The organism is Streptomyces sp. NPDC001927 (assembly GCF_053594455.1).
This window is the reverse complement of sequence record NZ_JBSFEN010000007.1, coordinates 366,622-380,860: the sequence shown is the minus strand read 5'-3', so window position 1 is coordinate 380,860 and position 14,239 is coordinate 366,622. Positions and strand designations below refer to the sequence as shown.

General features: G+C 74.3%; 9 protein-coding genes. 8 read left to right on the top strand and 1 reads right to left on the bottom strand.

Translation table 11 applies throughout. The features are described from left to right. The first annotated feature begins 90 nt into the window (after nt 1–90). The 8 genes from ACWCO8_RS21555 to ACWCO8_RS21520 all read left to right on the top strand — a co-directional run bounded on the left by ACWCO8_RS21555 (nt 91) and on the right by ACWCO8_RS21520 (nt 10,771). Nucleotides 91–2,208, top strand: coding sequence for a right-handed parallel beta-helix repeat-containing protein (locus ACWCO8_RS21555; protein WP_451033555.1), 2,118 nt, complete (start codon nt 91–93; stop codon nt 2,206–2,208). Then, nucleotides 2,205–3,050, top strand: a complete 846-nt coding sequence (locus ACWCO8_RS21550) for a hypothetical protein (RefSeq protein ID WP_451033554.1) — start codon at nt 2,205–2,207, stop codon at nt 3,048–3,050. Before ACWCO8_RS21555 ends, ACWCO8_RS21550 begins: the two co-directional genes overlap by 4 nt. After that, entirely contained in the window at nt 3,047–4,342 is a 1,296-nt protein-coding gene (locus ACWCO8_RS21545; RefSeq protein ID WP_451033553.1) for a hypothetical protein, read from the top strand. Before ACWCO8_RS21550 ends, ACWCO8_RS21545 begins: the two co-directional genes overlap by 4 nt. An 83-nt stretch (nt 4,343–4,425) precedes the next feature. After that, nucleotides 4,426–5,058, top strand: coding sequence for a TetR family transcriptional regulator (locus tag ACWCO8_RS21540; protein WP_451033552.1), 633 nt, complete (start codon nt 4,426–4,428; stop codon nt 5,056–5,058). Nucleotides 5,059–5,191: 133 nt separating this feature from the next. Next, nucleotides 5,192–7,399, top strand: coding sequence for a molybdopterin oxidoreductase family protein (locus ACWCO8_RS21535; RefSeq protein ID WP_451033551.1), 2,208 nt, complete (start codon nt 5,192–5,194; stop codon nt 7,397–7,399). A 161-nt stretch (nt 7,400–7,560) separates the two neighbouring features. Beyond that, nucleotides 7,561–8,976: a CitMHS family transporter gene (locus ACWCO8_RS21530; protein WP_451033550.1), complete on the top strand. Its 1,416-nt coding sequence runs from the start codon at nt 7,561–7,563 to the stop codon at nt 8,974–8,976. 168 nt (nt 8,977–9,144) lie between these two features. After that, nucleotides 9,145–9,993, top strand: a complete 849-nt coding sequence (locus ACWCO8_RS21525) for a hypothetical protein (RefSeq protein ID WP_451033549.1) — start codon at nt 9,145–9,147, stop codon at nt 9,991–9,993. Then, nucleotides 9,980–10,771 (top strand): class F sortase, encoded by a 792-nt coding sequence (locus ACWCO8_RS21520; RefSeq protein WP_451033548.1) that lies wholly within the window; start codon nt 9,980–9,982, stop codon nt 10,769–10,771. The genes ACWCO8_RS21525 and ACWCO8_RS21520 overlap by 14 nt, the downstream gene beginning before the upstream one ends. On the opposite strand, the gene ACWCO8_RS21515 is transcribed toward ACWCO8_RS21520, so the two are convergent. Then, nucleotides 10,746–14,186, bottom strand: a complete 3,441-nt coding sequence (locus tag ACWCO8_RS21515; protein WP_451033547.1) for an ATP-binding protein — start codon at nt 14,184–14,186, stop codon at nt 10,746–10,748. The genes ACWCO8_RS21520 and ACWCO8_RS21515 overlap by 26 nt on opposite strands. Nucleotides 14,187–14,239: the final 53 nt, after the last annotated feature.

The window sequence follows — 14,239 nt, the reverse complement described above, 5'->3', positions numbered from 1 at the left end:
GAGGGTCTCCGAGGGTCTCCGAGGTCTCGGTTCGACGTGATGTGTGCATGAGGGGTTCCAAAAGATGAACAATGCTCTACTCTCGCGCGCATGTCGTGGACCCGCAGGCTCCTTGTCGCGCTCTCGGTCGTTCTCGCGGCGCTCGTCGCCGCCCTTGTCACCGCCCCCGGGGCCCAGGCCCACGAGGAGCGGCCCGTCACCTTCCCCGACGGCACCGGCAGCGTGCCGACGCTCCGTACCGGGGAGCCCGATCTCCTGGTCTGCAAGACCGACCGGGCCGACTTCGACCGCCGGATCTCCGGCTTCCCGGCCGAGCTGAAGGCCCGGAACCTGGCCCTCTTCGACCGCTGCGCGCGCGGCGGCTACCGCCATCTCCAGGAGGCCGTCGACGCCGTCGACCGGCCCGGTATGACCATCGCCGTCCTGCCCGGCCTGTACGAGGAGGAGCCCTCGCAGCCCGCGCCGACCGGCGCCTGCGCCGCGCTGAAGGCCCCCAAGTCGGCGCTCGGCTACCAGATCCTGTCGTACGAGCAGCAGAAGCAGTGCCCGCACAACCAGAACCTGGTCGCGATCCTCGGCAAGAAGAACCTCCAGATCGAGGGCACCGGCGCCTCCCGCCTGGACGTCGTCTTCGACGCGAAGTACACCAAGCTCAACGCGCTGCGCGCCGACGCCTCCGACGGTGTCTACTTCCGCAACTTCACCGCCCAGCGCACCACCTTCAACTCGCTGTACGTCCTCGCCGCCGACGGCTTCGTGATCGACAACGTGCTCACCCGGTGGAACGACGAGTACGGCTTCCTGACCTTCGCCTCCGACCACGGCCTGTACAAGAACTGCGAGTCGTACGGCAACGGCGACTCCGGCATCTACCCCGGCTCGGCCTCCGACATCAACGACGGCCGCGGCTACGACGTCCCGCGCTACTCGATCGAGATCACCGGCTGCCGCAGCCACCACAACATGGTCGGCTACAGCGGCACGGCCGGAGACTCCGTCTACGTCCACGACAACGAGTTCGACCACAACATGGGCGGCGCCTCCATGGACTCCGCCTTCCCCGGCCACCCCGGACTCCCGCAGAACCACGCCCGTTTCGAGCGGAACCTGATCCACGACAACAACCAGAACTACTACCGGTACGTCGCCGACGGCACCTGCGCCAAGCCCCCGGTCGAGCGCGGCTACGAACAGGGCGTCGTCTGCCCCCAGATCTCGATGCCGCCGGGCACCGGCATCATCACGGCGGGCGGCAACTGGAACCTGTACGAGAACAACTGGGTGTACGGACACCAGCGCGCCGCCTTCTTCCTGAGCGCCGTCCCCGCCTTCATCCGGGGCGAGTCGGCCTGGGGCAAGCAGACCGACACCTCCCACCACAACCGCTACGCCGGCAACCACCTGGGCGTGGACCGCTCCGGCGCCTCCCGGCCCAACCGCACGGACGTGTGGTGGGACGGGCAGGGCGGCGGCAACTGCTGGCAGGCCGAGGGCAAGCCGGCGGGGGCCTCCAGCCCCGGCGCCCTGCCCGAGTGCGGGAAGCGGCGCGGCGAGGTCTCCGGGAACACCGACCGGCTCGTCGGCGAACCGGCCAAGCTCGCCCACCTCCTGGTGTGCGCCGACTACAACGTCCAGGCGCGCCGACTGCCCGCCGGCTGCGACTGGTACGGCGCCCGGGGCGTCCAGCGCGTCGAGACCCAGCTCGCCCTGGGGGTCGCCGTCGTCCTCGCCCTCGTGGGCGGCGCCCTGTGGTGGCGCAGGCTCCGCGGCCACCGGCTGGCGGGGATCGCGACCCTCCTGGGGCTCGTGGGCCTGGCCCTGGACGTGGCCGGCTCCACCCTCGGCCTCGCCTCCGGCCCGCTTCCGGCGCTCGCGCTCCTCCTGATCGGCGCCTGGTGGACCGTGGTCGGCCTCGCGCTGCGCCCGACCCGCCCCGCCTTCGCCTGGACCACCCTCGCGCTCGGCGCCCTCACCCTCCTCGACGCCTTCGACAAGGCCGTCCTGATGATCCCCTGGATCCCCCTCAGCCCCGCCTGGCTGCGCGGGCTCCTCGCGGTGGTCTGGGTCCTGTGGGCCGTGATCGCCGCCGGCCGCCGCGCCCCCGGGGAAGCGGGCGACCACGAACCCGCCCCGGAGCCGGCACCGACGCCGGTGACCGCGGCGGCGCGCCAGGCGAACGACGGGGCCGGCGACGGGGGTGCCGCGTGAGGCGGGCGGCTGCTCTGGCGGGGGTGGTCCTCGCCCTCGCCCTGGCCGCCACCGGGTGCGGTGGGCGGGCGACGACCCACCACAAGCCGGGGACCAGCCACCAGGAGGCCACCGGCGGCAGTGGCACCCTGCTCGCGGCGACGGACGAGGCGGGGCACCGGCTGCGGGAGGTGCCGGCCGAAGGAGCCCCCGCCGTACGCGTGGAGGCGCGGCCCGACTCCGAGGGCGGTTGGAACATCCACCTCACCGTGGAGAGGTTCCGCTTCACTCCGGAGAGCGTCGGCGGCGCGGCCATCCCGGGCCGGGGCCACGCCCGGCTCCTCGCCGACGGCAAGGAGGCCGGCCGGGTCTACGGCCCCTGGCACCACGTCCCGCCCGGCGCCCGCTCGGTCACCGTCCGGCTCCACGCCGACGACCACACCGTCTGGGCGGTCGCGGGCAAGCCGATCGAGGCCACCGTCCCCCTCACGATCGGCGCCACCCCCACGGCCGCCGGGGCCGGCACCGCTCCGACGGCGACCGCGGCCCCCACGACCGCCGCGCCCCGGACCACCACGCCCCGGACCACCACGCCTGTCCCCGGCCGGACCGTCGAGATCACCGTCACCGGAAAGTCCGTCCAACCACCCCCTTCCCGCGTCGAGTTGAAGAAGGGCGAGCAGCTCACCCTCCGCGTCACCGCCGACCGCGCCGACACCCTCCACGTCCACGGCTACGACCGCGAACTGCCCCTCACCCCGGGCGAACCCGGCACCCTCACCTTCACCGCCGACCGCACGGGCCTCTTCGAGGTCGAGACCCACGGCTCGGGCCTCCTCCTGACCCAGCTCGTCGTCCGGTGACCGACACCGCGCACCCGCCGACCCCCGCCCACCTCCTCGCCCACGGCATCGGCTCCCAGCACGACCTCCCGCTCTCGCCCTTCTACGCCTACGCGGGAGCCTTCGCCGCGCTCTTCGTCTCCTTCCTGGCCCTCGGCCTGCTCTGGCCCACCTCCCGGTTCCGGGGCGACCGGGCGGGCCGCCCGCTGCCCGCCGCCGTCCAGCGCCTCGCCGACGCCCCGGCCACCCGTACCGCACTGCGCGTCGTCGGCGCGGCCGCCGCCACCGCCGTCCTCCTGTACCTCCTCCTCGGTCCCGACGACCCCGACCGCAACCCCGCACCCGGCGCCGTCTACGTCCTGCTCTGGGTGGGCCTCGTCCCCGCCTCCCTTCTCCTCGGGCCCGTCTGGCGCCTCCTCAACCCCCTGCGCGCCCTCCACGCGCTGCTCCCCGCTCCCCGCGCACCCCGCCCCCTGCCCGCCGCTCTCGGTATCCGCCCCGCCGCCGGGGGCCTCCTTCTCTTCGCCTGGCTCGAACTCGCCGCCCCCGACCCCGCGTCCACCACCACCCTCCTGACCTTCCTCGCCGTCCTCACGGCCGCGGGCCTCCTCGGCGCCGCCCGCCACGGCCCCGACTGGTTCGCCCACGCCGACCCCTTCGAGGTCTACTCCGCCCTCCTCGCCCGGCTCTCCCCGCTCGGCCGCCGGGCCGACGGCCGACTCGTCCTGCGCTCCCCCTTCAACAGCCTCGACTCCACCCCTCAGGTCCCCGGCCTCGTCGCCACCGTCTGCGTCCTGCTCGGCTCGACCGCCTACGACGGCTTCTCCGACAACCCCCGCTGGATCACCACCCTCCAGACCTCCCCCCTCGGGCCGACCGTCACCGCCACCCTCGGCCTCCTCGCCGCCGTCGCCCTGGTGGCCGCCCTCTACGGCCTCTGCGCGGGCACCCTCCGCCTGATGTCCCGCGCACTCACCACTCCGCTCACCTCCTTCGCCCACTCCCTCCTGCCCATCGCCCTCGGCTATCTCGTCGCCCACTACTTCACACTCTTCGTCACCGAAGGACCACGTACCGTCATGATGGCAGTGGGCACTGACAACGCACCCGCACCCGCCCCACCACTGGGCCCCGGCGCCCTCGCCACCCTCCAGGTCGGCGCCATCGTCACCGGCCACGTCCTGGGCGTCGTGGCCGCCCACGACCGCGCCGTGCGCCTCTTCCCGCCCGCCCGGGCCGTGGCCGGCCAACTTCCCCTGTTCGCGCTGATGATCGCGTACACCCTCGGCGGCATCGGCCTGCTCATCGCCTGACCCGCGCGCACCCGCCCGCCGCCTGTCCCACTCGTCGCGCGCCCCCGCCCACCGCCTGACCCGATCGGGAACGGAGCGGCATCATGGACCCCGTGCCCCAGCCATCCCTCCGCCGCACCCCCGTCCAGCAGCGCAGCGCCGAGCGCCTCGCCCGGATCCTCGACGCCTGCGCCGAACTCCTCGACGAGACCGGCTACGAGCAGCTGAGCACCCGCGCGGTCGCCGTGCGCGCGGGCGTCCCCATCGGCTCCGTCTACCGCTTCTTCGGCAACAAGCGCGCGATGGCCGACGCCCTCGCCCACCGCAACCTCGACCGCTACGCCGAGCGGATCTCCGCCCGCCTCGCCGCGACCGGCCGGGTCGACGCGTACAGCGCGATCGACGGCGTCCTGGACGAGTACATCGCGATGAAGCGCACCGTCCCGGGCTTCGCGCTCGTCGACTTCGGTGTCCCTGCGCCCACCGTCGACGAGGGTGCCGCCGAGGGGGAATCGGGCGACGCCAACCACCTCGTCGCCGACCGGCTCTGCGGTCTCCTCGCCGACCATCTCGGCCGCACCGCCGACGAGGCGCTGCGCCGCAAGGTCCTGGTCGGGGTCGAGGCGGCCGACGCCCTGCTCCAACTCGCCTTCCGCGCCGCCCCGTCCGGCGACCCCGCGCTCATCGCCGAGACGCGGCAACTCCTCTACGCCTACCTCGCGCCCTCCCTGAGCTGACGGCTCGGCGGGCCTACGCACCGGCGGTACCGTCCGGCAGACCTGCGCCCCGACGGACCCTCCCCGCCGTCCCTACCGGTCGGTATGCTCGCAGGTGCCCGCGCGCCACCGTCGCCGCTCCAGGGAGTCCGCCATGTCCACCGCCCTGCGCATCTGCCCCCTCTGCGAAGCCACCTGCGGGCTGACCCTGACCCTCGACGGAACCACGATCACCGGCGCACGCGGTGACCGTGACGACGTCTTCAGCCAGGGCTTCATCTGCCCCAAGGGCGCCTCCTTCGGCGAGGTCGACGCGGACCCCGACCGGCTCGCCGGGCCCCTCGTCCGCAAGGACGGCAGGCTCCAGGAGGCCACCTGGGACGAGGCGTTCGAGACCATCGCCGCCCGGATCCGGCCCCTGATCGAGACGTACGGTCCGAACGCGGTGGGTCTCGTGCTCGGCAACCCGAACGTCCACACCATGGCCGGCGCCCTCTACCCACCGCTGCTGATCGGCGCCCTGCGCACCCGCAACCTGTTCACCGCCTCCACGCTCGACCAGATGCCCAAGCACGTCTCCAGCGGGCTGCTCTACGGCGACCCTTTCGCCATCCCGGTCCCCGACCTGGACCACACGGACCACCTGCTGATGCTCGGCGCCAACCCGCTGGACTCCAACGGCAGCCTCTGCACCGCCCCCGACTTCCCGGGCAAGCTCAAGGCGCTGCGCAAGCGCGGCGGCACCCTCACCGTCGTCGACCCGCGTCGCACGCGCACCGCCCGGCTCGCCGACCGCCACCTCGCCATCCGCCCCGGCGCCGACGCCCTCTTCCTCGCCGCGCTCGTGCACACCCTCTTCGCCGAGGGCCTCGCCGACCCCGGCCCGCTCGCCGACCACGTCGAGGGGATCGAGGCGGTACGGGAGGCGGTACGGGAGTTCACTCCCGAGGCCGTCGCCGCCGCGTGCGACGTGGACGCCGCCACGATCCGTACCGTCGCCCGCGAGCTCGCTGCCGCGCCCACGGCGGCCGTCTACGGCCGGATGGGCAGCTCCACCGTCGCGTACGGCACCCTGGCCAACTGGCTGGTCGACGTCCTCAACGTCCTCACCGGCAACCTCGACCGGCCCGGCGGCGCGCTCTTCCCGCTCTCCGCCACAGCCCCGGCACCTCGACCGGCCGGCCCCGGCAAGGGCTTCGCGCTCGGCCGCTGGACCAGCAGGGTCTCCGGCCACCCCGAGGCCAAGGGCGAACTCCCCATGGCGGCGCTCGCCGAGGAGATCGAGACGGAGGGCGCGACGGAGGACGCCGGGCGCATCCGCGCGGTCATCACGCTCGCCGCCAACCCCGTCCTGTCCGCCCCCGACGGGCTCCGCCTCGACCGGGCGCTCGGCACCCTCGACTTCATGGTCGCCGTCGACCCGTACCTCAACGAGACCACCCGTCACGCCGACGTCGTCCTGCCCCCGCCGCCGCCCTCGCGGAGCGCCCACTTCGACTTCGCCTTCAACGGTTTCGCCGTCCGCAACCAGGCCCGTTTCACCCCGGCCGCCGTCCCTCTGGAAGAGGGACGCATGGACGAGTGCGAGATCCACGCCCGGTTGATCCTCGCCGTCTCCGGGATGCTGGGCGCCCCGCCCTCCGCCGTCGACGACCTCGCCATCGACAGCACCCTCGCCAAGGCCGTCACCCAACCGCACTCGCCCGTCCACGGCGCCGACCCCAAGGCCGTCGCCGCCGGGCTGAGCGGCGCGACGGGGCCCGAACGGCGCCTCGACCTGATGCTCCGCCTCGGCCCGTACGACCTCACCCTCGACGACCTGCGCGCGGCGCCGCACGGCATCGACCTCGGCCCCCTGCGGCCCCGGCTCCCCGGGCTCCTCAAGACCCGCAGCGGGCGCGTGGAGCTGCTCCCCGCCCCGATCGCGGCCGACCTGCCCCGGCTGCGCGCCGCCCTCGACGCCGAGCCGGGCGGCCTCGTCCTGGTCGGCCGCCGCCACCTGCGCTCCAACAACAGCTGGCTGCACAACGCGCCGTCCCTCAACAGCGGTTCGAACCGGTGCACCCTCCAGGTCCACCCCGCCGACGCCGACCGTCTCGGCCTCGCCGACGGCAAGCCCGCCCGGATCGCGGCGGAGGGCGGCGCCCTGGAGGTCGAGGTGGAGATCACCGACGCCGTACGGAGCGGGGTGGTGAGCCTGCCGCACGGCTGGGGCCACGACCGGTCCGGCACCCGGCTGGCGGTGGCCGCCGCCCGCCCCGGCGTCAACGTCAACCAGCTCCTCGACGGCTCCCGGCTCGACCCGCTCTCCGGCACGGCCGTGCTCAACGGATTCCCCGTGGAGCTGGCGCCTCTGTCCTAGCCCGGCGTTCATAGCCCGTCGTTGACCTGGGCTTTTGCTCGTATTGCTCACGCGTCAACGTCTTGTTAACGGCAGAAGAGGCCACCTAACGTCATCCGGACCGCCGCACCGGAGCGAGCCGCCCCGGTGTGAGTTCAAGGGTGAACGTGAGGTGTCCTCCCATGCTGACCGTCCTCGGCTTCGCCATGATCGCGACCTTCCTGGTCCTGATCATGACGAAGAAGATGTCGCCGATCGCGGCGCTCGTGCTGATCCCCGCGCTGTTCTGCGTGGCCGTCGGGCAGGGCGCCCAACTCGGCGACTACGTCATCGACGGCGTGGAGAAGCTCGCGCCCACCGCCGCGATGCTCATGTTCGCCATCGTCTACTTCGGCGTGATGATCGACGTCGGCCTCTTCGACCCGATCGTCCGGGGCATCCTGCGCTTCTGCAAGGCCGACCCGGTGCGGGTCGTGGTCGGTACGGCGGTGCTCGCCGCGATCGTCTCGCTCGACGGCGACGGCTCCACCACCTTCATGATCACCGTCTCGGCGATGTACCCGCTCTACAAGCGGCTCGGGATGAGCCTGGTCGTCATGACCGGCGTCGCGGCCACCGCCAACGGCGTCATGAACACCCTGCCCTGGGGCGGCCCGACCGCCCGCGCCGCGACCGCCCTCAAGGTGGACGCCGCCGACATCTTCGTCCCGATGATCCCGGCGCTCGGCGTGGGCCTGCTCTTCGTCTTCGGCCTCGCGTACGTCCTCGGCCTGCGCGAGCGCAAGCGCATCGGCTACCTCACCCTGGACGAGGTCCTCGAACCGCAGACGGAGACCGTGCTGGTCAAGGCGGGCGGCGGCGGTACGGGCGCGGGTGCGGTGGAGTCGTCCGGTTCCGCTTCCGGTTCCGGTGCGCCCGGCTCCGAGGCGACCGGCTCCGAGGCGGCCGACGGGGGCTTCCAGGGGCTCGACCCGGACCGGCCGACGCTCCGGCCCAAGCTGTACTGGTTCAACGCCGGCCTCACCGTCGCGCTGCTGACCGCGATGATCCTCGAACTGCTGCCGATCCCGGTCCTCTTCCTCCTCGGCGCCGCCCTCGCGCTCTCGGTCAACTATCCGAAGATGGCCGACCAGAAGGCCCGGATCGCGGCCCACGCCGAGAACGTGCTCAATGTGGCCGGCATGGTCTTCGCCGCCGCCGTCTTCACCGGAGTCCTCACCGGTACGGGCATGGTCAAGCACATGGCCGACTGGCTCGTGGGCGCGATCCCGGAGGGCATGGGCCCGCACATGGCGCTGGTCACCGGCGTGCTGAGCCTCCCGCTCACGTACTTCATGTCGAACGACGGCTTCTACTTCGGCGTCCTGCCGGTCCTCGCCGAGGCGGGCGCGGCGCACGGCGTGTCGCCGCTGGAGATCGCCCGGGCCTCGATCGTCGGCCAGGCGCTGCACATGTCCAGCCCGCTGGTCCCGGCGGTGTACGTGCTGGTCGGCATGGCGAAGGTCGAGTTCGGCGACCACACCCGGTTCACCGTGAAGTGGGCGGCGCTCACCTCGCTGGTGGTCCTGGCCGCGGGGATCCTCTTCGGGATCATCTAGCCCGCGATGGCCCTGGGGTGAGGGGCACGCAGGGTGACCCGGCCTCCGCTGGGGGAGTGAAAAAAGGAGGGTGGCACGGCGTTGTTGCCACTCTCCGTATTCCCGTTATGACACATAGTCCGATTATCGGTTGATCGTCTGTGTCTTCATGACTGGAGGAACCCCCGCATGACCGCTCTGGCAGTACGTCCCCTGCTGTCCGTCGCCGCCGCGTCGATCGCCCTCGGATCCGTCGCTCTGGCCGGCGCACCCGCCGCCTACGCGGCACCCGGCGACAACGGCGACATCAAGGTCCACCGTGAGGGCACGGCCGAACCCAATCAGAGCAACCACCCCAGAGTGTGCAGGTTCCACTTCGCGGCCTTCAACTTCGACGACCTGCTCTCGGTCCACTGGGAGATCGTCCCCGAGAACAAGGTCAGCCCGGTCAAGGAAGGCGACATCGCCATCAACGCCGAAGGCGACGGCTTCACCGCGGACATGGAGCTGCCGGACGGCAGGTACCGGCTCGAATGGAGCTGGGTGGGCCAGCTCGGCGCCAAGAAGAGCAAGAACTTCACCGTCAACTGCCTCGGCGACGTCACCAACCCGCCACCGAACGGCGGCGGTGAGAACGGCGGGAACGGCAACGGTGGCAACGGCAGCACCGCCAGCCCCAGCGCCACCGCGCCCCCACCGAACAACAACGGAGGCAACGGAGGCGGAAGCAACGGAGGCGGAAACGGCGGTAACGGAGGGAACGGCAGCAGCGGCGGCAGCGGCTGGAACGGCGGCAATAGCGGCACCGAGACCGGCAACAGCGGAACCGAGACCGGCGGCAACGGCACCACCCAGAAGCCCTGGCACAAGCCCCCGCAGGGTCCGGTCGGCGCCGGCGGCGGCGGCGCGGCGGACGCGACGCCCTCCGACGACGGCTCCGCCTTCGGAGTCGGAGCGGCCCTCGCCGCGGGCCTCGCGGGCACGGCGGGCCTGATCCTCGTACGTCGGAACCGACGCCGTACGCATGGCGAGTCGTAGGTCCCGCACCACGCGCAGGCAGCGGCGCCTCCTCCGGCTCGCGCGGACCGTGGTGGTGACCCTGTCACTGGTCGGCGGCGGCATCTGGTGGGCCTCGGACGACGAACCGTCCGACCCGTCGGCGGCCGCCGCCGCGGCCACGCGCGCGGTGGACCAGGGCGCGCCCGGCGGCGAAGCCGGGCGTGCGCGCGACCAGAAGCCGAAGGCCGAGACGGGGTCCGACGGTCGGGCGAAGGACCGGGACACGCGCGCGTCGGCCGAGGCGCGGCCCAAGCCGGCCCCGGCCAGGCCCGCGCCGTCGCCCGCGCCCCTGACCCGCTCGCGCGCCACCAACCTCGCCATCCCGGCGATCACCATCGAGGCCCCCGTCATGGATTTGGGCCTCGACGGTGCCGGGCAGCTCGGCTCACCGCCGATCGAGAACCCGCGGATCGTCGGCTGGTACGCGCGCGGTCCGGCCCCCGGCGAGCTCGGCACCGCGGTCGTCGTCGGCCACCGCGACACGCGCACGGGGCCCGCGATCTTCCTCAACCTCGACTCGCTCGCCCCCGGCAACACCGTCCGGATCGCCCGTGCGGACGGGAAGGTCGCCGTCTTCAAGGTCGACAAGGTGCAGACCTACACGAAGGAGGAGTTCCCCGACCAGGAGGTCTACGGCTCCACGGGCCGCCCCGAACTGCGGCTGCTCACCTGCGGCGGTTCCTTCGACGCCAAGAAGGGCTACGCGTCGAACATCGTCGTCTTCGCGCATCTCACGGACGTCGCCCGGACGATCTGAGCGACGCGCCGCCCGCCTTCCCGCGCGCCCGCGCCACCCGGAGCGCACCCGCCGGATACGGCAGTTCCGCCGCCAACGCCGCCGCCCTGTCGAACCCCTCCGCCGCCTCGGCCGCGCGGCCGAGGGCAGCCAGGGCGGCGGCGTGCGCGGCGCGAGCCTCCGTCTCCGAGAGCCGCTCCCCGGCCCGCTCCGCCCGCGCCACCTCCGCGCCGGCCACCGCGGCCGCCTCCCCGGCGCGCCCGCACGCCAGGTGGGCCCAGGCCGTCAGATGCGCGGTGCCGGGCTCCCGGCTCTCCGCCAGGAGAGCGAGGGCCTCACGCGGCCGGTCCTCCCGGATCGCCCACTCGGCGCGTGCCGAACGCACCTCCTGCCGCGCCTGGTGGTCGCCCTGCGCCCGCGCCGTCCGCTCGGCGGCGTCCAGGAGCGCGACCGCCCCCGGCTCCGCCATCCGCATCCGTACGCGCGCCAGCGCCACGCGCGCGTACGGGGCGCACCACACGCTGCCCGGCTCCGCGTCCCGTACCGCCGTCTCCGCCAACTCCCGCGCCTCGGCGGTCTCCTCCACCAGCAGGTGCAGCTCGGCGAGGTTGGCCCGCTCGAAGACCGACGCCGTCGGGTCGCCCGAGCGTTCGGCGAGGTCCAGGGCACGCCGGCCCGTCGCGATCGCCTCCCGCAGCCGCCCGGCCCGGCGCGCGGTCTCCCGCAGCACCGAGAGGACCGAGGCGAGCAGCTGGGCGTCGCCGTACGCCTCGGCGTGCGGCAGCGCCTCGTCGGCGACCGGCCCCGCCTCCCCGAACCGGCCCGCGAGACCGAGCGAGGTCGCCCGCGCCGCCAGCGCGCGGGCCAGCAGAGCGCGCCGCTCCGGGGCGTCCACCTCCTGCGCCGATTCCTCGGCGGCCCGTGCGGCCGCCACCCCGTCCTCGTACCGCCCCGCGACGAAACACAGCACCCCGCGCGCCAGATGGTGCGCGCTCGCCGTCGCCGCCGGCGTGCCGGGCCCGGGCGGGCAGGAGTCGAGCAGCCGCAGCCCCTCGTCGGTGCTCCGGGTCTTCGTCATCAACTCGGCCAGCCTGGCGGTCGCCAGGACCTCGCCGTCCCGGTCGCCGCGCCGCCGCAGCTCCGCGCGCGCCTCGGTGAGGAGCCGGGCCGCCTCCTCGAAGCGGCCCATCCGGCGCAGGACGGCGCTGCGGTCGATCCGCGCCCGCGCCGACTCCGCGGCCAGGGCGTCGAGGCGCTCGGTGAGTTCGGCGTAGTAACGGTCGGCGGTGTCGTTGGCGTACAGGGCGGCGGCCCGTTCGGCGGCCTGGCGCAGATAGCCGGTGGCGCGCGGGTCGTCGGCGCGGGTCAGATGGGCGGCGAGCGTGTCGACCGCCTCCGGCCTGCGGCGCAGCACCGCCTCCGCGTACGCCGAGTGCAGCAGCCTGCGGCGGGCCGTGGACAGCCCTTCGTAGCAGGTCAGCCGGACCAGGGGATGGCGGAAGGCGAGCCCGGCGGCCCGCCTGCCCTCGGCGACGACGACCCGTTCCTCGACCACGGACGCGGCGACGGCCGCGTCCACCGCCTCGGTGGCCTCGGCGGCCGAAAGGCGGGGGTGGCCGCCCTGCCGGGCCACGTCGAGGACCTCCGCGAGCGCCGCGTCCTGGCCGGCCACGGCGACCACCTCGACCACGCGGCGGGCCGCGCCGCCGAGCCGCCCGAGGCGCTCCGCGACCAACTGCCGTACGGTCTCGGGGGCGCCGGCCCGGCCGTCGCCGCCCTCCCGTACCGCGCGGGCCAGTTCGAGGGCGAAGAGCGGATTGCCGAGCGACAGCGCCCACACCCGCTCCGGTACGGCCCCGGCGCCAGGTGCGGCACCGGCATCGTCCGCCGGTACGGCCCCGGGTCCGGCGCCGGCATCGTCCGCCCCGGAATCCTGCGCCGGGTCCGCGAGCACGTCCGCCGTCAGGGCGAGGCAGGCCTCGCGGCTCAGCCGGGGCAGCTCCACCGTGACCGCGAGCGACTGGCGGGCCAGCGCGTCGAGCGTGTGGCGGCGGGGATCGGAGGCCGGAAGCTCCTCGGGGCGGACGGTGGCGAGGAATCGCCAACCCCTTCCGGCCTCGCGGGCCCGGCGCGCAAGATGGCTGAGGAGCTGGAACGAGCCCGCGTCCGCCGCGTGGAGGTCGTCCAGCACCAGCATCACGGGCCGCTCGGCCGCCAGTTCCCCGAGCAGCCCCGCAGCCGCCCGGAACAGCCGGTCCCGCTCCTCCTCGGGACTGCGTCCCGACACCGGTCGCACCCGGCCCAAGGAGGGCAGGAGCGCGGCCAGTTCGGGATACTCGGCGCCCGCACGGGCCCGCTCCGACGCCGGCCGGTCCGCCAGCCAGCCGTCCAGGGCCTCGGCGAACGGACCGTACGGAGTGTGCCCCTCCGCGTCGTGGCCCGCCCCCCACAGGACGGCCGTCCCCTCCTCGGCCGCCCTGCGGGCCGCGTCGCCGACGAGGCGGGTCTTGCCCAGGCCCGCCTCACCGGTGACCAGGAGCACGGGCGGTGCGGCGGGGGCGAGCAGCCCGGCAAGGACCTCGTCGCGGCCGCGCAGGGGCGAGGCGGGCGGGCGGCGCACCACGGCGGGCAGCGTGGGACGCACCGTCCGGGAGGACGGCGCGGGCGCGGCGAGGGCCTCCCGGTGCAGCCGCTCCGTCTCTCCACCGGGCCGTACGCCGAACTCCGCGTCCAGCGCCTCCCGGCACAGGTGGTACTGGGCCACCGCCCGCCGCCGCAACCCCTGCCGGAGATACGCCGCGATGAGGATCCGGTGCGCGCCCTCCTCCGCCGGGGCCGAGGCCAGGACCCGCTCGGCCGCCGGTACCGCCTCCTCCGGTGCCCCGGCGGTCAGATGGGCCTCCGCGAGCGCCAGGAGGGTGCGCTCGCGCAGGGCGGAGAGGCGGGCCCTGCGTGCCTCGGCCCAGGGGGCGTAGCGGTCCTCCGGGAGCAGTTCGCCCGTGAACGCGTCGAGGGCCGCGGCCAGTGCGGCGCGACCGCCGTCGGCGAGGGCGGCCTCCGCCAGCGCCTCGGCCTCGTCGGCGTCGATCCGTACCGTCCTCGGATCGAGCCACAGCAGGGAACCCTCGCCGGTCAGATAGGAGGAGGCCGAGCGGGGCGGCAGTTCGGGTTCGAGCGCCCGGCGGGCCGCGTGCAGCGCGACCCGCAGACTGCCGAGCGCCGCCTGCGGATCCGCCTCCGGCCAGCAGATCTCCATGGCCTGCTCACGGTGGAGCCGATGGCCCGGCGAGACGGCGAGCAGCTTCACCAGCGTCCGGGCGCTCGGGCGCGGCCACCGCTCGGCCAGCGGCGGCCCGCCGTCCCGGTCGACACCGAACCCGCCGAGGAGGCGCACCCGCAGCGACGGGGGCGCGTCCGCTGATATGTCATCGCCCATGAGGGCGCCCACTCTAGTGGGCGCCCCCAGGACCGGAGCGAGTGCTTCCGCCC

Excerpts from the sequence above, each read along its gene's own strand:
- ACWCO8_RS21555 (WP_451033555.1), top strand. The coding sequence starts at position 91 with ATGTCGTGGACCCGCAGGCTCCTTGTCGCGCTCTCGGTCGTTCTCGCG.
- ACWCO8_RS21540 (WP_451033552.1), top strand. The coding sequence starts at position 4,426 with ATGGACCCCGTGCCCCAGCCATCCCTCCGCCGCACCCCCGTCCAGCAG.
- ACWCO8_RS21535 (WP_451033551.1), top strand. The coding sequence starts at position 5,192 with ATGTCCACCGCCCTGCGCATCTGCCCCCTCTGCGAAGCCACCTGCGGG.
- ACWCO8_RS21530 (WP_451033550.1), top strand. The coding sequence starts at position 7,561 with ATGCTGACCGTCCTCGGCTTCGCCATGATCGCGACCTTCCTGGTCCTG.
- ACWCO8_RS21525 (WP_451033549.1), top strand. The coding sequence starts at position 9,145 with ATGACCGCTCTGGCAGTACGTCCCCTGCTGTCCGTCGCCGCCGCGTCG.
- ACWCO8_RS21520 (WP_451033548.1), top strand. The coding sequence starts at position 9,980 with ATGGCGAGTCGTAGGTCCCGCACCACGCGCAGGCAGCGGCGCCTCCTC.
- ACWCO8_RS21515 (WP_451033547.1), bottom strand. The coding sequence starts at position 14,186 with ATGGGCGATGACATATCAGCGGACGCGCCCCCGTCGCTGCGGGTGCGC.